Source organism: Kitasatospora sp. NPDC091276 (assembly GCF_040684355.1).
In the GTDB taxonomy this organism is placed as follows: Bacteria; Actinomycetota; Actinomycetes; order Streptomycetales; family Streptomycetaceae; genus Kitasatospora.
Genome location: NZ_JBFBFU010000008.1, coordinates 222,589 through 241,057, shown reverse-complemented (window position 1 = coordinate 241,057; position 18,469 = coordinate 222,589). Strand labels below are relative to the sequence as shown.

General features: G+C 71.4%; 14 protein-coding genes and 1 riboswitch. Of the genes, 7 read left to right on the top strand and 7 right to left on the bottom strand.

Translation table 11 applies throughout. From position 1 onward, the window contains the following. The first annotated feature begins 5 nt into the window (after positions 1–5). The 3 genes from AB0O19_RS13075 to AB0O19_RS13065 all read left to right on the top strand — a co-directional run bounded on the left by AB0O19_RS13075 (position 6) and on the right by AB0O19_RS13065 (position 4,700). The gene (locus AB0O19_RS13075) at positions 6–1,244 is read left to right on the top strand and encodes a HAMP domain-containing sensor histidine kinase (protein WP_363619352.1); all 1,239 of its coding nucleotides are present in this window, start codon (positions 6–8) and stop codon (positions 1,242–1,244) included. 132 nt (positions 1,245–1,376) lie between these two features. Further along, positions 1,377–2,132 (top strand): ABC transporter ATP-binding protein, encoded by a 756-nt coding sequence (locus AB0O19_RS13070; RefSeq protein WP_363619379.1) that lies wholly within the window; start codon positions 1,377–1,379, stop codon positions 2,130–2,132. A 30-nt stretch (positions 2,133–2,162) separates the two neighbouring features. Beyond that, positions 2,163–4,700, top strand: a complete 2,538-nt coding sequence (locus AB0O19_RS13065; RefSeq protein WP_363619351.1) for an ABC transporter permease — start codon at positions 2,163–2,165, stop codon at positions 4,698–4,700. A gap of 837 nt (positions 4,701–5,537) precedes the next feature. Here the strand turns inward: AB0O19_RS13065 and AB0O19_RS13060 are convergent. The 7 genes from AB0O19_RS13060 to AB0O19_RS13030 all read right to left on the bottom strand — a co-directional run bounded on the left by AB0O19_RS13060 (position 5,538) and on the right by AB0O19_RS13030 (position 12,416). Then, complete coding sequence (locus tag AB0O19_RS13060) at positions 5,538–5,951, bottom strand: hypothetical protein (protein ID WP_363619350.1); 414 nt, start codon at positions 5,949–5,951, stop codon at positions 5,538–5,540. 76 nt (positions 5,952–6,027) lie between these two features. Then, positions 6,028–6,264, bottom strand: coding sequence for a DUF397 domain-containing protein (locus AB0O19_RS13055; RefSeq protein ID WP_363586966.1), 237 nt, complete (start codon positions 6,262–6,264; stop codon positions 6,028–6,030). A gap of 84 nt (positions 6,265–6,348) precedes the next feature. Beyond that, entirely contained in the window at positions 6,349–6,585 is a 237-nt protein-coding gene (locus AB0O19_RS13050; RefSeq protein WP_363586965.1) for a hypothetical protein, read from the bottom strand. Positions 6,586–7,216: 631 nt separating this feature from the next. Beyond that, positions 7,217–8,047, bottom strand: a complete 831-nt coding sequence (locus AB0O19_RS13045; protein ID WP_363586964.1) for a helix-turn-helix transcriptional regulator — start codon at positions 8,045–8,047, stop codon at positions 7,217–7,219. Then, positions 8,044–8,547: a DUF6879 family protein gene (locus tag AB0O19_RS13040; protein WP_363619349.1), complete on the bottom strand. Its 504-nt coding sequence runs from the start codon at positions 8,545–8,547 to the stop codon at positions 8,044–8,046. The genes AB0O19_RS13045 and AB0O19_RS13040 overlap by 4 nt, the downstream gene beginning before the upstream one ends. Positions 8,548–8,976: 429 nt before the next feature. Beyond that, a complete protein-coding gene (locus tag AB0O19_RS13035; RefSeq protein WP_363619348.1) occupies positions 8,977–9,996 on the bottom strand; it encodes a ribonucleotide-diphosphate reductase subunit beta in 1,020 nt (339 codons plus the stop codon). Next, positions 9,993–12,416: a ribonucleoside-diphosphate reductase subunit alpha gene (locus AB0O19_RS13030; RefSeq protein ID WP_363619378.1), complete on the bottom strand. Its 2,424-nt coding sequence runs from the start codon at positions 12,414–12,416 to the stop codon at positions 9,993–9,995. Before AB0O19_RS13030 ends, AB0O19_RS13035 begins: the two co-directional genes overlap by 4 nt. A gap of 191 nt (positions 12,417–12,607) precedes the next feature. Then, a riboswitch (cobalamin riboswitch) is annotated at positions 12,608–12,750 on the bottom strand. Positions 12,751–13,193: 443 nt separating this feature from the next. Between AB0O19_RS13030 and AB0O19_RS13025 the strand changes: the two genes are divergently transcribed. From AB0O19_RS13025 to AB0O19_RS13010, 4 genes are all read left to right on the top strand, one after another. Next, positions 13,194–14,240: a hypothetical protein gene (locus AB0O19_RS13025; RefSeq protein WP_363619347.1), complete on the top strand. Its 1,047-nt coding sequence runs from the start codon at positions 13,194–13,196 to the stop codon at positions 14,238–14,240. 139 nt (positions 14,241–14,379) lie between these two features. Beyond that, a complete protein-coding gene (locus AB0O19_RS13020; protein WP_363619346.1) occupies positions 14,380–15,834 on the top strand; it encodes a glycosyl hydrolase in 1,455 nt (484 codons plus the stop codon). A gap of 183 nt (positions 15,835–16,017) precedes the next feature. After that, the gene (locus AB0O19_RS13015) at positions 16,018–16,926 is read left to right on the top strand and encodes a hypothetical protein (protein WP_363619345.1); all 909 of its coding nucleotides are present in this window, start codon (positions 16,018–16,020) and stop codon (positions 16,924–16,926) included. Positions 16,927–17,009: 83 nt separating this feature from the next. Continuing rightward, a complete protein-coding gene (locus tag AB0O19_RS13010) occupies positions 17,010–18,461 on the top strand; it encodes a glycosyltransferase family 2 protein (RefSeq protein WP_363586958.1) in 1,452 nt (483 codons plus the stop codon). Positions 18,462–18,469 lie beyond the last annotated feature (8 nt).

Sequence of the window (18,469 nt, the reverse complement as noted above, 5' to 3'; positions counted from 1 at the left end):
GAGCGGTGCACACGATTCCCCGGCCGGCCCGCGCCCCCCTGCGCTGGAAGATCGCCGCGCTGGCCGCCGCCACCGCCTGCCTCGTCGCGGCGGCGGTCGGAGTGCTGGTGCACCTGTGGACGGCGCACGACATCCGCAGCCGGGCCGAGGCGCAGGCCTTCAACGCCGTCTACTCGGCCATGGACGTCTACCGGCGCACCGGATCGCTGGCGGACGGCGCCGAACTCGACCCCGTCGACCTGCCCGCCGCCCTGCGCCACCCGGTCGACGGCGAACGGCACACGGCCTACGACGGGCACGCCGAAGGGAACTCGGGCCCGAGCTACTGGGCCGCCCAGCGCACCGGCGGGCCCGGCAGCCCCGTCCTCGCCATCCGGGTCAACCTGGCACCGCAGCTCTCCGACCTGCCCCGGCTGGACGTGGCGATGGCGGTGGCCTCGCTGGTCGCGCTCGCCGCGGCCACACCGGCCGCGGTCTACGGGGCCGGGCTGCTCGCCCGCCGGCTGCGGCGGGTCGCCGAGACGGCCGGCCGGATCTCCGCCGGGGACCTCGACGCCCGGACCGGGCCCACCAAGGGCGGCGACGAAGTCGCCGACATCGCGGCGACGGTGGACCTGATGGCCGACAGCCTCGGCCGACGACTGCGCTCCGAACGGCAGTTCACCGCGGACGTGGCGCACGAGCTGCGCACGCCGGTCGGCGGACTGCTGGCCGCCGTCGACCTGCTGCCGGCGGGCGAGACCGAGGACCTGATCCGGGCGCGGGTGCGGGACCTGCGCGATCTGGTCGAGGACCTGCTGGAGATCTCGCGGCTGGACGCCGGGGCGGAGGAGGTGGCGCGGGCCCGGGTGCCGCTCGCGGCCGTCGTCCGGGAGGCCGCGCTGCGCACCGGGTACGAGGCCGAGATCGCCGTGGCGGCGGAGCTGACGGTGGAGACCGATCCGCGGCGGCTGGAGCGGATCGTCGGCAACCTCGTCGTCAACGCGCACCGGCACGGGGCCGCCCCCGTCCTGGTCACCGTCCAGGACCGTACGGTCGTCGTGCGCGACCACGGCCCCGGCTTCCCGCCGGACCTGCTGCGCCACGGCCCGCGGCGCTTCCACACCGGCGCCGCCGAGCGCGGCACGGGCCACGGACTGGGGCTGACCATCGCGTTGGGGCAGGCCCGGCTGCTCGGCGCGGAGCTGCGCCTCGACAACGCGGAGGACGGCGGCGCGGTGGCGACTCTGCGGCTGCCGGGCTGACCGCCTCGGTTGCTACCGGACTGCTGCCGAGCGGAGCGGTCGTCGATACACGGCGGCGCAGGGGCCTGATACGTGCTCCGGACACCCTTCGAAGTGCACCGACTCGCACCTCGGACAGGAGCCCCTCCCGTGATCGCCAACCCCCTTGCCCTGCAGGCGACCCCCGGGGTCGCGGCCGCCGTCGTCGACCTGACGAAGACCTACGGCCACGGTGACACCAGGGTCACCGCCCTGGACCGGGTCAGCGTGGCCTTCCGGGAGGGCGAGTTCACCGCGATCATGGGCCCGTCCGGCTGCGGCAAGTCCACCCTGATGCACTGCGCGGCCGGGCTCGACACCCCCACGTCGGGGTCGGTGCGGATCGGCACGACGGAACTGGGCAGCCTGGGCGACCGGCAGCTCACCCGGCTGCGGCGGGACCGGGTCGGCTTCATCTTCCAGGCGTTCAACCTGCTGCCCACCCTGACCGCGCTGGAGAACATCACGCTCCCGCTGTCGTTGGCCGGGCGGACGCCGGACCGGCAGTGGCTGGACCGCGTGGTGTCGATGGTCGGGCTCTCCCGGCGCCTCGACCACCGGCCGGCCGAGCTGTCCGGCGGGCAGCAGCAGCGCGTCGCGGTCGCCCGGGCGCTGGTCGCGCGGCCCTCGATCGTGTTCGGCGACGAGCCGACCGGCAACCTCGACTCGCAGTCCGGGGCCGAGGTGCTCGGCTTCCTGCGGGACTCCGTCAGGGAACTGGGGCAGACGGTGGTCATGGTGACCCACGACCCGGTGGCCGCCGGGTACGCGGACCGGGTGGTGTTCCTGGCCGACGGGCGGCTGGTCGACGAGATGGCGCACCCGACGCCGGACCGGGTGCTGGACGTCATGAAGTCCTTCGCGGGCTGACCCGCTCCCCCCGACTCTCGAAAGCTGATCATGCTGACCACAGCCCTGCGCAACGTCCTGGCGCACAAGGCCCGGCTGCTCATGACCGTCCTCGCGGTCTGCCTCGGCGTCGCCTTCGCCTCCGGCACCCTCGTCTTCGCGGACTCGACCGCCGCCGCCCACCGGGCGGCCGCGTCCCGCACCTTCGCCGACATCGCGGTCAGCGTCACCGCGAAGGAGTCCCCTGCCGCCCCCGACCAGCCGAACGTGTTGACGGACGAGTTGGCGCGCCGGATCGCGGACGTGCCCGGCGTCGCGGCGGTACGGTCGTCGGTCGACGGGAGCGCCACGTTGAACGCGGCCGACGGCAGGCCGCTGCGGGTCAAGCGGGGGACGAACCTCGCGGACGTCTACGTCCCGGGGCGCGACGGCGAGGACGCCCGCTACCCCGTGGTCGAGGGGCGTGCCCCGGCCGGTGCCGACGAGATCGCCGTCGACCGGGGCACCGCGGCGGCGGGCCGGTACCGGGTGGGCGACCCGGTCACGCTCGCCACGGACGGCCCGGCCCTCACCGCGCGGCTGGTCGGCATCGTGACCACCACGGACACCCGGGTCACGGCCGGCGGTACGCTCACCCTGTTCGACCGGGCCACCGCGCAGCGGCTGTTCACAACTCCCGCGCACTACACCAGCCTTGAGGTCTCCGCCGGGCCGGGCGCCGGCCAGTACGAGCTGGCGGAGCGGATCGCCGCCGTCCTGCCGCCCGGCCGGGCCGAAGTCACCACCGGACAGGCGCAGGCGAACCAACAAGCCCTCTACGTCGGCACGTTGACCCGGGGCTACCAGAAGCTGCCGATGGTCTTCGCCGGGGTGTCGCTGTTCATCGGCTCGTTCCTCGTGGTCAACACCTTCACCATGCTCGTCGCCCGGCGCACCCGGGAGATCGCCCTGCTACGGGCGGTCGGCGCGACCCGGCGCCAGGTGGTGCGCTCGCTGCTGGCCGAGGCGGTGCTGGTCGGGGTCGTCGCGTCGGTGGTGGGGTTCGTCCTCGGGCTCGGCATCGCGGCCGTGCTGCCCGGGCTGTTGAGTGGCGAGGGCGGCCGGCTGCCGGAGGGGCCGTTGGTCATCGGGCCCCGGCCGGTGGCGGCAGCCCTGTTCGTCGGGGTCGGCGTGACGGTGTCGGCCGCCTGGCTGCCGTCGCGCAGGGCGGCGCGGATCGCGCCGATCGAGGCGCTGCGGGCGGCGGCCGCGCAGCCGGGCGGGCGCTCGCGGCTGCGTCCGATCGTGGGGGTGGGGCTGCTCGTCCTCGGCGTCGGCTGGCTGGTCGCGCTCGCGGGTGCGGCGAAGGACGCCTCCGAGGCGAATCTGCGGAGTGCGATGGCGGGTTGCGGGCTCCTGGTCGTCGCCCTGACCGTGCTGGCACCGACGCTCGCCGTCCCGGTGATCCGGCTGACGGGCCGCCTCACCCGGCGGTTCGGCGTCGTCGGCCTGCTGGCCCGGCAGAACGCGCTGCGCGACCCCCGGCGCACGGCGGCGACCGCCGCCACGCTGCTGATCAGCACGGCGCTGGTCAGCGGGCTCGCCACCATCGGCAGCTCCACCGGACAGGCCCTCGACCGGCAGACGGCGGACGGCCTCGCCGCCGACTACGTGATCAGCACCGGCGACACCACGACCGGCATCGACCCGGCGGCCGTGCAGCGGGTGGCCGGTCTTGCGGGGGTGCGCGGCGCGAGCGCGGTCGCGGACTCCACGGTGGTCATCGGCGGCAAGGTCCGTGAGATCTCCGGCATCGACCCCGTCTCTGTTGAACAGGCCGTGAAGCTCGACTTCGTGAGCGGTTCCGTGCAGGACCTCGGGCCCGGCCGGATCGCCGTCTCCAGCAGCGTCGCCCGGGAGACCGGGGTGAGCACGGGCGGCCAGGTCAACGCACGGATGGGCCGGAGCGGGGAGTTCACCAAGTACACCGTGGTGGGTGTCTACCAGGACAACCCCACCGCCCACGACGCGGTCGGCGCCCGGGGCGAGGTGCAGAAGAACGGCTTCAAGCCCGGCTCCTTCCAGCGGATCCTGGTCCGGGGCGACGGCTTGTCCGGGGACGGGCTGCGGGCCGCCGTCGGCAACAACCCGCTGCTGAAGGTGCAGGACCGGGCCGAGTTGGTGCGGGAGGCGGCGGGGACGATGGGCGACCTGCTGACGCTGATGTACGGGCTGCTCGGCATCGGCGTCGTGATCGCCGCGCTCGGCATCGTCAACACCCTGGCCATGTCGGTCACCGAACGGACGCGTGAGATCGGCGCCCTGCGCGCCATCGGCATGGATTGTGCGGGCATCCGTCGCATGATCCGCCTGGAGGCCGTGACGGTCGCGGCGTTCGGCACCCTGCTCGGCCTGGCCGGCGGGCTGTTCGGCGCCTGGGCGGTCGGGGCGCTGGCGGGCGGCGCGGTCAGGCAGTACGCGCTGGTGCTGCCCTGGGGCACGCTCGCGCTCGTCTGCCTGGCGTCCCTCACGATCGGCGTCCTCGCCGCCGCCGTCCCCGCCCGCCGGGCCGCCGCCCTCAGCCCGCTGGAAGCGGTCGCGGAGGTGTGACCGGTCGATCGCCCTGTCCCCGCCCGGTGCGAACGCCGGGCGGGGACCATCAGCGTCGCGGCCGGGACGGGGCGATCGGGTCGTCCGGATCCTCGATGTGGTCGCTCACTGGGCCCCGAGACGGTGAAGGAACGTTGAGGCCTGGGTCCGCGGGATCGGCTGCTGGTCGTCGTGGTGGCCGTGCAGGGACCCTGCGCTCACCATGCCTCCGGAAGCCTCGTGCAGGCGGGACCGGCATCAGTGTCTTCCCCCGCAGGCCTGGCCGGTACCGGAGCCGTCACGAGAGTCCTGAGCGGCGCGTCCTGTCCCGGCGAAGATTGACCGGCTTGTCCGTCTCAGCAAAGGTTGACCAGGCGTTGCTATGGCCCTGCAACCTACACAGCCCTCACAAGAGAGCCCAATGCCTGAACTTCCCGCCACACGCCGCATCACCCTCCACCTACCCGCCGACCTCGTCGACTGGCTCCACGAGTTCGCCGAGATCTCTCACCGATCCGTTGACGAGGTGGTCCGGCCACTGATCGAGGCGGAGAAAGCCCGCTTCGATGCAAACTGGGATCGGACGTCACCAGGGCCTGGTTAGAGTCGAGGAGCGCCACGACCAGCAGCTCGACGCCCACACGCGACCGGTTGGCAGCCGCTCCTTCGTCGTGTGCGGGTCGGGCGCCATGTACCAGACGATGGAAGGCCGTTGGGGCTGCGCCTCTTGTGGCTCCACCTGGGCCTGAGACAGCGAGAAGGGCCAAGGAGCATGCCGATCTGTGCGGAGTGCCGCACCGCTGAGGCGGTCATCAAGGACCTGGACGTCGGGTGACTGGCCTGGCCGGCGATCGCACATCAGGCTGACGGCCGGGCAGCGGGTCGGATCGGGCACGGGATGTCCGGCCAGATCCGGTTGGGGCACACGACCACGTAGTGGCCCGACCAGCGGCTGTCGGACACCCAGCGGGACCAGACGACGTCCGAGGCGCCCTCCAACTGCTCAACCGCGCGGAGTCGCCGTGCCTCCAAGGGAAGTTGGGGGTCGCCGCCAGGAGTGTGTTCCTCGTACCGTTCCGCAAGCCAGTTGGCTGCGCCTGCCGCCGTCTCCCAGGTGCCCCGCACCTGGGCGGCCGGGCGCAGTAGCCACCAGCCGGTCATCATCGGCGGGAATTCCGAGAGGCCGAACCGTGCGGCCTCGATCGGGCGACGCTCCGGCTCCTTCGCCAACAGCCGGCCGTCACCGGTCCACTCGTAGCCGTGGAAGTGCAACTGTGCTTCTCCTCGGAGACGTTGAAGCCCCGGCCGCCCGCACGGGACTGCGGGCGGCCGGGGCTGTCAGGGGACTTCAGACGGACAGGCCGAACCGCGCCGGGTCGATTCCGGCCTCGGTCAACTCCTCGGCGGTGAACAGCAACGGTTCGCGGTCGGGACGCTTGCTGTCGCCGAGGGCGAAGACGCCGTGCTCGACCAGGCCGAGGGTCACGCACGACTCGCCGTCGTCGCCCCCGCCCTGGTTGCCGCCGCACGCACGGTTGAACTCGACCTGGGAGAGGTCGAGTCCGTACAGGTTGCGCTCAGTCATCGCCTGCACCTTTCGGTATCGCTTCGGGGCGGCACGGAACGGCCCCGCCCCGCCCAGGACTTGGGCGGGAGAATGAGGGGGAGTTCAGCCCCACAGGCTGATGCGGGTGGTGAGCTGGTCGGCCGGCACCTGGCGCGACTTGGCGTCCGGCTCGAACAGCGGCCGGACCAGCGCCCGGCCGTCCTGGGCGCCCACGATTTCGACCAGACACCCGGTCGTCAGGTCCTTCCGGACCGGATTGTTGTCGATCCGCTCCATGAGTTCCGCGTGCGTACGGCGGCGTGTGGTGCCGGTCGGCTGTGCGAAACCGTCAGTGGGCATGGAGCGCTCCTGTGGCTCTCGAATCATTTCGGCGAGTCACCAAATTACCGGGGCGTTGGGGTTGTTTCTGTGCGCTTTCCCGTTCCCGAAAGAACTCACCTCAGGCCCGTTTGGGCAGTGCGCGCATTCCATTTTCCGCCCGGGTCGAACGGGAGGGATCGTAGGGCTCAGGTGGCCCACCGAATCCCGCCGAACGTGGGCGCAGGAAGTCGGACCGGTCGACTTCCTGCGCCGCGAAGGTTCGCTGGTTGGTTATCGGCAGAGATCCTGTGATGTCTCCCGATGGCGGGAAGTCCACTCGTGCAACGCGGCCCGAGCGTCCTCGCCCCAGAGCGCGTAATTCTCGAAGGTTCGGAACGTGTCCAGGTACTCCTGGACGTCGTGGGGCCTGTTGAACAAATCGCCGGGGATCTGGGTCAGACTGGCGTTGACGTACGCCGGCGTCGAGAGCAGTCCGGTGATCATGGTCGGCAGGAAGTGGCGGGGTTCCGTCGAGGTCCGCTCAAGGCTCGCCAGCTCAACCTGCTTCTTGTCCGCGCCGTTTCAGCGGAGGATTCTGGCGTCCTGCCACTCTGGACCCGCGAGCCGTGCTGAATCCGACCTGTTTTCCACTGAGGATTCCTTTGGATTCTTATTCTCGAAGGAATTCGTCTCGGATCCCTTCGACCAATGCGCGCATGTCGTCTCCGTGTAGTGCTACGGCATCGAATTCGGAGAATTTTGACAGATAGACGCCGACATCTCGTGGATCGTGAGTGGTGATCTCTGAATGGAACGTCTCCACGATGACCAGGCGATCGTCATACATGCTGAAGCATGTCATTGGGAAGTCCGGCATTCGTCTGGCGAGGGGAATAGACCCGATGGTCACGTTGGGAAGGCGGGACAGTGACACCAGGCGATCGAGCTGTGTAGCCATGACGGCAGGAGGACAGATCCGCCAGCGTAGTACATGTTCACAGATGAGGAAGTGGAACTGCCGCTGGCGGTCGTACAGTACGGCCTGGCGCTCCAGTCGAGCTGCGATCGTTTTCGTCTTCGCCTCTTCTGGCAGCTCTGGGTGCAAGGCGAAGACGGCCGAGACATATTCGGCGCTCTGGAGCAGTCCAGGAATCAGCTGTCCCTGGAAGAGTCGGAGAAGGCCTGTTCGGGCTTCGATGGCTTTGATGGCGTGCTGGTGCTTCCAGTGGCCCATTCGGCGGAGTTCCCGCCAGGCGACCTCTTCGGTCGCCGCGCCGCGGGCTGCCTCCAGGAACTCTGCTTTGGCTTCGCCTGATATGCCGAGCGCGGTCAGGATGAGGTCCACGTCCTGCACGCTCGGTAGGGTCTTGCCGTTTTCGATCTTCGAAAGCTTGGCTGGAGACATGGAAGCCCTGCGGGCGACGGTCTCGGCTGTCTTGTCCGAGGCGATCCGTAGCGCCCGCAGGGCTTTGCCCAAGTCCTTGTGCTGTTCTCCGCTCAAGCCGCCGAGTACTCCCCGAAAGGCACGGCGTTCGTCAGAGCGATCTCCCGGTACTGCTGGTACTCGCTCAGGTAGTCGTCGGGCAGGAGTTCGGCTCCGAGGAACTGCCCTGCATCCGTGTAGTGCATCCGGTAGACCTGGGCGTCATCGAACAGCCAGAAGTCGTGGTCCGGTAGCCCGGCCACCTTCTGGCGAGCCGTGTCGATGATGCCGATCGACTCGCCGGCCTTGATGTTGCCGGGGTACGACGCCAGCTCGTAGCGGAGGTAGTCCGACAAGGGGGAGTGGAGGACGTGCACCCGGGCCACCTGCTTGCCCAGATCCGTCATGGAGCGGACCCAGGGGTTGTCGAAGCGGCCAGGCGGCAGCCCCTTGCCGGCGAGGAAATCCGCGAACTCTTCACGTTCGTCGTCCACGTCGTAGACGGCCAGAGTTTCGAGCCGGAAGGCCGTTCGCTCGAACGTCTTGAAGAGACGGCCGAAGTCTTCACCCTTGAGCATGGAAGTACCCCTCCAGGACCGCAGCGGGGATCACGACCGCCGACTCGCCGTCCGGCAGGTTCAACTCCCCCAGACGGTAAGGGTCGGTGATCGCGTATCCCTGGACCACGTAGTCCCCGTTCTCGGTGCCCCACAGCGTGGGGCACGATCCGTCGTTGCAGGACCCATTCCCAGACAGCCAACGCAGCATCAGGTGCCTCCAGTCGCCGGTGGTTCCTGTCTTGGCCGATGCTCCCGGCTCTCTGGGCGCAGGGTCAAGAACCTGATCTTTCCAGAACGGGAAAGTCGTTCGACCGCCCCCGCCCGGTGTGAACGCCGGGTGGGGGCGGGGGAGTTCAGGGGGATGGGGTGGGCGGTCGGGTCGGTACAGACAGAGGTGCCCCGCGCGGCGGTGAGCCGGGCGGGGCACCTCTGGTGTGTCTGAGCGGTTTAGAAGTCGTCGTCGAAGGCGACGGAGCCCTCGACGGCGACCTGGTACGCCGACACACGGCGCTCGAAGAAGTTGGTCAGCTCCTGGACGTTCTGGAGCTCCATGAACCCGAACGGGTTCGTCGACCCGTAGCGGATCGGCAGGCCGAGGCGGGCGAGGCGCTGGTCGGCCACGGCCTCCAGGTACTGGCGCATGGAGTCGGTGTTCATGCCGGCGAGGCCGTCACCGCACAGGTCCTGGGCGAACTGGAGCTCGGCCTCGACGGCCTCTTCCAGCATCTCCGTGACCTGCTTGGCCATCTCGTCGTCGAAGAGGTCGGGCTCCTCCTCGCGGACCGTGTCCACGACCGACATCGCGAAGTCCATGTGCATGGACTCGTCGCGGAACACCCAGTTGGTGCCGGTGGCCAGACCGTGCAGCAGGCCACGCGAGCGGAACCAGTACACGTACGCGAACGCGCCGTAGAAGAACAGGCCCTCGACGCACGCCGCGAAGCAGATCAGGTTCAGGAGGAACGCGCGGCGGTCCTCCTTGGTCTGGAGCGAGTCGATGTGGTCGACGGCGTTCATGTACTTGAAGCAGAACTGCGCCTTCTGGCGGATGGAGGGGATGTTCTCCACCGCGTCGAAGGCCGCCGCGCGGTCCTCGGGGTCGGGCAGGTAGGTGTCGAGCAGCGTCAGGTAGAACTGGACGTGCACGGCCTCCTCGAAGAGCTGGCGCGACAGGTACAGCCGCGCCTCCGGGGAGTTGATGTGCTTGTAGAGGCTCAGCACCACGTTGTTGGAGACGATCGAGTCCCCGGTGGCGAAGAAGGCGACCAGGCGGCCGATGAGGTGGCGCTCGCCCTCGCTGAGCTTGGCCAGGTCGGCGACGTCGGAGTGCAGGTCCACCTCCTCGACGGTCCAGGTGTTCTTGATCGCGTCCCGGTACCGGTCGTAGAACGACGGGTAGCGCATCGGGCGCAGGGTCAGCTCGAAGCCGGGGTCGAGCAGCATCTTCTCGCGGTCGGGGGTGCTCACTGGCAGGCCTCGCAGGACTCGGGGTTCTCCAGGGAGCAGGCCAGCGCGGCCTCCTCCTCCGGGGTGAGGGTCGGGGTGTTCACGGGCACGGGCGCGGACGAGGACGCGGGCGCGGCGGCGCGGGCGGTACCGGAGGCGGCCTGGGCGATCCGGGTCGCCGGGCGCGAGCGCAGGTAGTAGGTGGTCTTGAGACCGACCTTCCACGCGTAGGCGTACATCGAGCTGAGCTTGCCGATGGTCGGCGCCGCCATGAACAGGTTCAGCGACTGGCTCTGGTCGAGGTACGGCATGCGGGCCGCGGCCAGGTCGATCAGCGCGCGCTGGGGCAGCTCCCAGGCGGTGCGGTAGAGCGAGCGGACCTCGGCGGGCAGCCAGCCCAGCTCCTGGACGGAGCCGTTGGCCTCGCGCAGGGCGTCGCGGGTCTGCTGGTCCCAGACGCCGAGCTCCTTGAGCTCGCGCACCAGGTACGGGTTGACCTGGAGGAACTCGCCGGACAGCGTCTCGCGCTTGAACAGGTTGGAGACCTGCGGCTCGATGCACTCGTAGACGCCGGCGATGGACGCGATGGTCGCGGTCGGCGCGATGGCCAGCAGCAGCGAGTTGCGCAGGCCGGTCTCGGCGATGCGGGCGCGCAGCGCGGTCCAGCGGTCGGCCCACTGCGGGGCGGCCGTCGGGAAGTGGTCGATGTGCAGCTCGCCGCGGGCGGCGCGGGTCTCGCCGTAGGCCTCGTGGCGGCCCAGCTGCTCGGCCAGGTCGGCGGAGCGCTCGTACGCGGTGAGCATGATGCGCTCGGCGATGAGGGTGGACAGTCGCGCGGCCTCGGCGGAGTCGAAGTCGATCCGCAGCTTGAAGAAGACGTCCTGGAGGCCCATCACGCCGAGGCCGACCGGGCGCCAGCGGGAGTTGGAGGTGCCGGCCTCGGTGGTCGGGTAGAAGTTGATGTCCACCACGCGGTCGAGGAACGTCACGGCGGTGCGGACGGTGGCGTCGAGGCGCTCCCAGTCCATGGCGCCGAGCAGGTCGTCGACGGAGGCCCCCGGGGCGACGTGGGCGCCGAGGTTGACCGAGCCGAGGTTGCAGACGGCGGTCTCGGAGTCGTCCGTGACCTCCAGGATCTCGGTGCACAGGTTCGAGGAGTGCACCGTGCGGCCGGGCAGCGCGGTCTGGTTGGCGGCGCGGTTGGAGGCGTCCTTGAAGGTCATCCAGCCGTTGCCGGTCTGCGCCAGGGTGCGCATCATCCGGGCGTACAGGGTCTGCGCGGGGATGGTGCGCACGGCCTTGCCGGCCAGCTCGGCCTTGCGGTAGGCCTCGTCGAAGTCGGAGCCCCACAGGTCGACGAGCTCGGGCACGTCGGCGGGGGAGAACAGCGACCAGTCCTCGTTGGCGTTGACCCGGCGCATGAACTCGTCCGGGATCCAGTGCGCCAGGTTGAGGTTGTGGGTGCGCCGCGCCTCCTCGCCGGTGTTGTCGCGGAGCTCCAGGAACTCCTCGATGTCGGCGTGCCAGGTCTCCAGGTAGACGCAGGCCGCGCCCTTGCGGCGGCCGCCCTGGTTGACGGCGGCGACCGAGGAGTCGAGGGTGCGCAGGAACGGGACGATGCCGTTGGACTTGCCGTTGGTGCCGCGGATCAGGCTGCCGCGCGAGCGGATGCGCGAGTAGGACAGGCCGATGCCGCCGGCGTGCTTGGACAGCCGGGCGATCTGCGCGTAGCGGTTGTAGATCGAGTCCAGGTTGTCCAGCGGGGAGTCGAGCAGGTAGCAGCTTGACATCTGCGGGTGCCGGGTGCCGGAGTTGAACAGGGTCGGCGAGGAGGTCAGGTACTCCAGCCGGCTCATCAGGCCGTACAGCTCGGCGACCTCCCGCACCGACTGCTCGCTGTCGCCGACCGCCAGGCCGCAGGCGACGCGGAGCAGGAAGTGCTGCGGGGTCTCGATGACCTTGCGGGTGATCGGGTGGCGCAGCAGGTAGCGGGACTGCACGGTGCGCAGGCCGAAGTACTCGAAGCGGTCGTCGCCGTGCGCGTCGATCAGCGCGTCCAGGGCGGCGGCGTGCTTGGTGACGAAGGCGGCGGTGGTGTCGCCGATCAGGCCCTCGGCGTGGCCGACGGCGATCGAGGCGGCGAAGGAGCGCGAGCCCTGGCTGTTCGCCTCGTCGACGATCTCCAGGGCGAGCAGCCGGGCGGCCAGCTTCGAGTACTGGGGGTCCTCGGCGATCATCGACGCGGCGGCGTCCACGGCCAGCCCGCGCAGCTCGGCGAAGTCCGAGCCGGCGTGGCGGCCGCGCAGCGCGGCGGCGGCGACATGGCCGGGGTCCACCTGGGGGAGATCGACGCTGCGGTCGGTGAGCAGCCGAAGGAGCGCGCCGCCGGGGTCGGAGACCGTCGGGTCGGTGGGGGCGGGGCCGGTGCCCTGGGCGGGCAGGGTGGCTGAGGCAGCGGTGGTCAAGGCGCTCTCTCCTGGCGGCGATCGGCGGCGGTGATCGGGGGGTACCGGGCCGTTCGGGGCAGGGGAGCACGGCACGTACGCAGGAAGCGTCGCGCGACGGTGGCGTCCCCGGCCCGCCCGCGAGGCCCGGAAGGTAGTTCTCGTGCTGGCGCGGCCTCTGCGGGAGGGCCCGTGCGCACACCGTCGGCAGGTACTCGGACTCGCGGGGCGGCTACTGGAGCCGCCCGCTCACCGCTGCGGGGCAGTCCCGGATTCGCACCGGGTTCCCCTGCATCGACAGCAGGATTGAGCATACATCTAGTGGTGTCTCTCTGATGCGACCCCACATGTAGTACGGCGCGGTGTGTCGGAGCGATGACCGGGGGTGCCGGGAGGGGGCGGGTCGTGGCCTTGGGGCGCCTCGGATCCGGGCTCCCGGCGCCCTGATTCCGGGCTCCCGGCGCCGTGATTCCGGGCCCCGGCGTCCTGGTTTCGATACGGAACGGTCACCGGGCGGACCGGTCGCCGCGGGCATGCCCTACGATCTGGGCGCATGAGCGAGCGAAGCGCCGAGGGGCGCGTTTCGCGAAGCGATCATCGAGCGAAGCGAGGGGGCGCGTGAGCGACGGAACTGGCGCACCCGGGCAGGGTCCGCAGGGAACGCCTCCCCCCGGGCCGGGGGACGCGCACGGTCAGCAGCCGCCGGTGGTGCCCGGTCCGGTGTTGCCGCCGAGCGGGGGCTTCGGGCCGCCGCCGGCCTCGTACGGGCCTCCGGTGCCGCCCGCGCAGCCGGTGGCGCAGCCCGGTCCGCCGGGGCAGCCTCCGCTGCCGCAGCCGGGACCGCCAGGGCAGCAGCTGCCGCCGCAGTGGCAGCCGAACCCCCAGGCGCACCCCCAGCCGAACCCCCAGGCGCATCACCAGGCACACCCCCAGCCGCATCCGCAGTCGTACCCGCAGCCCCAGGCGCCGCAGCGCGCCGAGCCGAACTGGGAGGCGCTGGCCGACCGCAACGCGGCGGACGGCAAGCGCCGCCGCCGGCTGCGGGCCCTCGGCGTGGCGGTCGCGGTCGTCCTGGTCGGCGGCCTGATCGCGGGCGGGGCGGTGCTGCTGACGAAGGGCGGCGGCGACAAGCCGGTCGCCGGGCCGATCGCCTCCGCCTCCAACCGGCCGTCCTCCGCCGCATCGGGTGCCGCGCCGAGTGCCGCCGCGACCCCGGGCGGGAACCCGTCCGGCACCCCGGGCGGCGCGCCGGACGACCCGTCGAGGCCGATCTGGGAGGCCGCCACCGACCCGGCGCCGCAGGACGCGGGGGCACTGTTCTCCGCGCTCCAGGTGACGGTCAACGGCGCCACCTGGAACCGGACCTTCGTCTCGCTGGACTCGCCCTGCTGGGACGGGAACTCGACGACCGGCGGGCTCGGCAAGGTCCTCGGTGACCAGGGCTGCCAGAAGGTGCTCCGGGCGACCTACGTCTCCGGCGACAGCGCGGTGACCGTCGGCGTCGCGGTCTTCGACCACAAGATCCAGGCCGAGACCTCGATGAAGAGCTACACCGGCCACCTCAAGGGCGCCGTCGCGCCGGGCGCGCCGGCCTTCTGCGCCACTCCGGGCTGCACCAACACGCACAACACCCTGGGCCGGTACGCCTACTTCACGGTCGAGGGCTCGGCGAAGGGCGGCGACACCGCCGACGCCGCCGCCACCGCGGCGGCCGCCGGCTTCGGCGAGCACGTGAAGGGCCAGCTGCTCCAGCGCGCCAAGGCCGCGTCCGCGGCCGCGCCGGGTGCGCCGGGTGCGCCGGGGGCCGCCGCGGCCGGCTGATCCGCCGTGACCCCCCGGCCCGGCGGGTTCGCTCGCCGGTGCCGGGGGAGTGTGGCAGGCTCTCGGGGCAGTCATTCGCACGAGTGTTCCGGTTGTGTCCGCCTGGGCCGGTGCCGGCGAGCAACCGGAGGAGCGGTCCGTGGCCCTGCCCAGAGCCCTGCGCGGCAAGCCCGCCGTCCTGGCCGCGGCCGGGGTCGTGGTCGCCGCGGGCGCCGTGGCGCTGTTGCAGCGTGACGGCCGGGCCGACGGCGAACGGCCCGTCCGCGTCCCGGTGACGGTAGGCCTCCCCGGCCGCACCCTGCCGCCGGAGGTCGGCCGGGACCTGCTCGCCCGGGATCCGCAGGCCTCGCCGAACGCCCGGGCCGTCCAGCAGCTGCTCGCCGACCTGGAGGGCCGGGCCCGCACCGGGCAGAGCGGCGGGACGGTCATCGGCCAGCACGTCGAGGCGCACAACGAGCGCAACAACCCCGAGTACGGCGACTACCGCGGCACCAAGCAGGTCGGCTACTACTACAAGAAGGCCGCCGACCTCACCGGCAAGCTGCCCGGCTTCGTCGAGACCGACCTCGGCCCCGGCTACGGCCAGACCGGCTGGGGCGTCGGCGACCCGCGCTCCTACTCGGCCGGCCGGTGGCCCACCTGCCGGGCCGGCTGGCAGTACACCGACGACGCCGTCGACCTGCTCTCCGCCGTCTGGTCCGGTCACCCGCGCGCCGACGACGGCAGCTACGGCACGGCCGGCGTCCAGCACAACTGCGACGGCACCACCACCGAACTGCCCGACAACGGCGGGGGGCCGGCCGGGATCGTCGGCATGTCCTTCCACCAGCCCTACCCGGGTTCGGACGTCAAGTCCTTCGAGCAGGTGCTCTGTTCGAACTCTCCGGCCGCCAAGGACAAGGGCTGGTTCGGCCGGGTCGTCGACAGCGCGCACGACACCCCCGAGTACCGCGCGCTGATGACCGACCTGTCCTACCTGGCCGACCACCTGGAGTACCTGGCCGCCCACGACGTGCCGGTGCTGCTGCGCCCGTACCACGAGATGAACGTGCAGGACTGCTCCCGCAGGTTCTGGTGGTCGGGCCAGAAGCCGGCCGACTACCAGGCGCTGTGGCGGATCACCTACCGCTACCTGGTGGAGACCAGGGGCCTGCACAACCTGCTGTTCGTCTGGACGCCGGTGTCCTGGGACGGAGCCCCCGGCGCGGACCCGTGGGACTACTACCCGGGCTCGCAGTACGTCGACGTGGTCGGGGTGGACGACTACAGCGGCAGCCCCGCGCACCCGATCGGCACCGGTGAGGTGTGGACCAAGCGGTACTACGACGGGCTCGCCGGCTACGGCAAGCCGCGGATCCTGGCCGAGTCCTTCGCCGTCCCGGTCAACTCCCGCCAGCCGGACACGCTGCGGCGCACGCCCTGGACGATCTGGACGGTCTGGGGGCAGTCGCTCACCTCGGACAACCTGACGCCGGACCAGCCGCGCAACGCCAGCGCGGACGTCAACGCCACCTACCACAGCCCGCTGGCGCTCACCGGCGGCGCCGGGCCGTTCGGCGCGAACGTCGACTGGGGCGGCCTGCACGTTCGTTGAGTCGGTCCGCAGGGTCGTCGAGCCGCCCCCGCGCGTCCGCCGAGCCGGTCGCCGTGAGGTGCGCTACACCACCGAATTCCGTTGAACGGCCGGAATACCGTGTCCGTTGTGCCGTGTGGCATCCTGTGGCGGCGAAGCCGAGGGGCTGACGCCGGGACGGGCCCGGCGGGGCGGGGGTGCGGGATGGGACAGGCGCGTGCGATGCGCGCGGCCGGCGGCATCGCCGTCGGCTGGGGCGTGGTGCTGCTGGCTTGGGCGGCGTACAACTGCTTCGGCCAGGTCGGGTTCGCGACCTACGTCAAAGGCATCTTCTACTACGGCGGCACCTCGGTGGACGCCGAGACCGGCAGCCTCAACTACGGCCTGATCTACCTGCTTTCGGGAATCCTGCTGCTGCGCGGGCGCAGCTGGGCGCTCGGGGTGGCGGCCGGCGTCGCTCTGGTCGAGGGGTACAACCGGGTGCGCAGCCTGACCGGCGCGCTCCTGGACAAGCCGCAGCGGGAGTGGTTCACCAGCACCACCGAGGGCGGGCTCAAGCTCGCGACCTTCGCGCTCGGCGTGGCCGTCACCGCGGCGCTGATCCTGCTGCTGGCCCGGCTGAAGTGGCGGGAGCAGCGGGCGCCGGAGGCCGCCGCGGCGTCGGGCGGCCAGGTGCACTGGTCACTGCTGCAGACGATCCCGGCCGAGCCGGCCCCGGGCCCGCAGCCGTACCAGCAGCCGCCGTTCCAACACCAGCCCGCCTGGCCACCGCAGCCGCAGCCGCAGGCAGCCTGGCCACCGCAGCCGCCCTTCCAACAGCAGCCGCAGCCCGCGTGGCCGCAGCAGCCCCCGGCCTCGCAGCCGCAGTCGCAGCCCGCTGCCTGGCCGCAGTCGGCGCCGGCCCAGCCGACCCAGCCTTCGCAGCCGTCACAGCCGGTGCCGTACGCGCAGCAGCCCGCCCAGCCGGCCCCGCACCCGTCGACGCTCGCCCAGCAGCCGTGGCCCGCCGCGCCGCCGGTGACGCCCGGTCCGGTCGCCCCCGGCCCGGTCGTGTCCCCGGTCGACCGCCCGCCGACGGACCGCCCGCCGACGGACCGCCCGCCCCAGGCCTGAACCTCCGCAGCCCCGGACCGCTCACGAACGACCCGGCTCCCGCACGGGATCGGCCCGACACCAGACGAGGAGCGACTTTCGCCATGCCATCGACATCCCCCGCACGGACGGTGCTCACCACGTCCCGCGAGGCCGCCCGGCTCGCCGAGCGACAGATGTCGTGGAAGCCCCGGGTCCTCCCGTTCTACTTCTCCTTCACGGTCATCTTCGCCTTCTCGGTCTGGGCCTACGTGCCCAACCCCACCCCGCTCGGCTGGACGATCACCATCCTGTGGGGGATGCCGGTGTTCGGCGTCCTGATCGGCTTCCAGGGCGTGCTGATGGTCCGCCGCCGGCTGCGCCAGGTGAGCCGGATGACGCCGGCCGTGCCGGTCGAGGACGACTTCCTGATCGTGCTGGTGCCGACCATCGGCCGCCACGACACCTATCCGGCGCTGGAGCGCTCGGTGCTCTCGTACGTCGAGCACCTGCCGGCCTACTTCCCGTGGATGCGGGTGGACGTCCTCACCGAGGAGGGCTGCGCGGCCGCCGAGAAGATCGACGGTCTGGCCGCCCGCAACCCGCTGATCCGGGTGGTGACCGTGCCGAAGGCCTACGAGACGGCCAACGGCACCAAGTTCAAGGCCCGCGCCAACCACTACTCGCACGAGCTGCGGATCGAGGAGGGCGAGGCCGAGGACGACGTCTGGGTGCTGCACATGGACGACGACACCGGCGTCGGCCCGGACACCGCCGCCGCCGTCGCGCAGTTCGTCAACCGGCAGCGCCGGGCCGGGGACGACGCCAAGCACATGGCGCAGGGCATCCTGACGTACCCGCGGGAGAACGCCGTCTCCACCTTCACCTGGCTCGCCGACGCGATCCGCCCGGCCGACGACATCGCCCGCTTCCGCGCGATGACCGGCACCGGCACCCCGATCGCCGGCGTGCACGGCGAACTGCTCCTGATGCGCTCCTCGGTGGAGGCCACCATCGGCTGGGACTTCGGCCCGAAGACCATCGTCGAGGACGCCCAGATGGCGCTGAACTTCTGCCAGCGCTACCCGGGCCGCAGCGACTGGTTCAACGGGCGCTGCTACGGAGCCTCGCCGGCCGGGGTCAAGGACTTCCTCAAGCAGCGCGAGCGCTGGGCCTGGGGTCTGGTCGCGCTCTGCTTCAACAGGACGATCCCGCTGCGGTACCGGCTGTTCATCGGGATGGGCATGGTCAGCTGGGTGCTCGGTCCGCTCCAGCACGTCGGCCTGGTGCTGCTGGTCGCCTGGTTCACCGGCACCTGGAACACCTCCCCGGTCACCCAGTCCGTGGTGCTGGTCTGGTCGATCAACTTCGCCTACGTCATCTGGACGTACTGGGAGGGCCTGCGCCTGAACGTCGTCGCCTCGGCGAACCACCGGCGCAAGTGGTGGGAGCCGATCGTCGTGGTGGCGGCCATCCCGCTGTTCTCCTTCCTGGAGGGCTGGGGCGGCCTGCGCGGGCTGGTCAAGTTCCTCAAGGGCGAGGAGAACAAGTTCGTCGTCATCGCCAAGCCGGCCTGATCGGAGGT

What these genes read in the sequence shown, in the direction of transcription:
- AB0O19_RS13065 (WP_363619351.1), top strand. Translation starts at nt 2,163, where the DNA reads ATGCTGACCACAGCCCTGCGCAACGTCCTGGCGCACAAGGCCCGGCTG.
- AB0O19_RS13055 (WP_363586966.1), bottom strand. Translation starts at nt 6,264, where the DNA reads ATGACTGAGCGCAACCTGTACGGACTCGACCTCTCCCAGGTCGAGTTC.
- AB0O19_RS13050 (WP_363586965.1), bottom strand. Translation starts at nt 6,585, where the DNA reads ATGCCCACTGACGGTTTCGCACAGCCGACCGGCACCACACGCCGCCGT.
- AB0O19_RS13040 (WP_363619349.1), bottom strand. Translation starts at nt 8,547, where the DNA reads ATGCTCAAGGGTGAAGACTTCGGCCGTCTCTTCAAGACGTTCGAGCGA.
- AB0O19_RS13015 (WP_363619345.1), top strand. Translation starts at nt 16,018, where the DNA reads ATGGGACAGGCGCGTGCGATGCGCGCGGCCGGCGGCATCGCCGTCGGC.
- AB0O19_RS13010 (WP_363586958.1), top strand. Translation starts at nt 17,010, where the DNA reads ATGCCATCGACATCCCCCGCACGGACGGTGCTCACCACGTCCCGCGAG.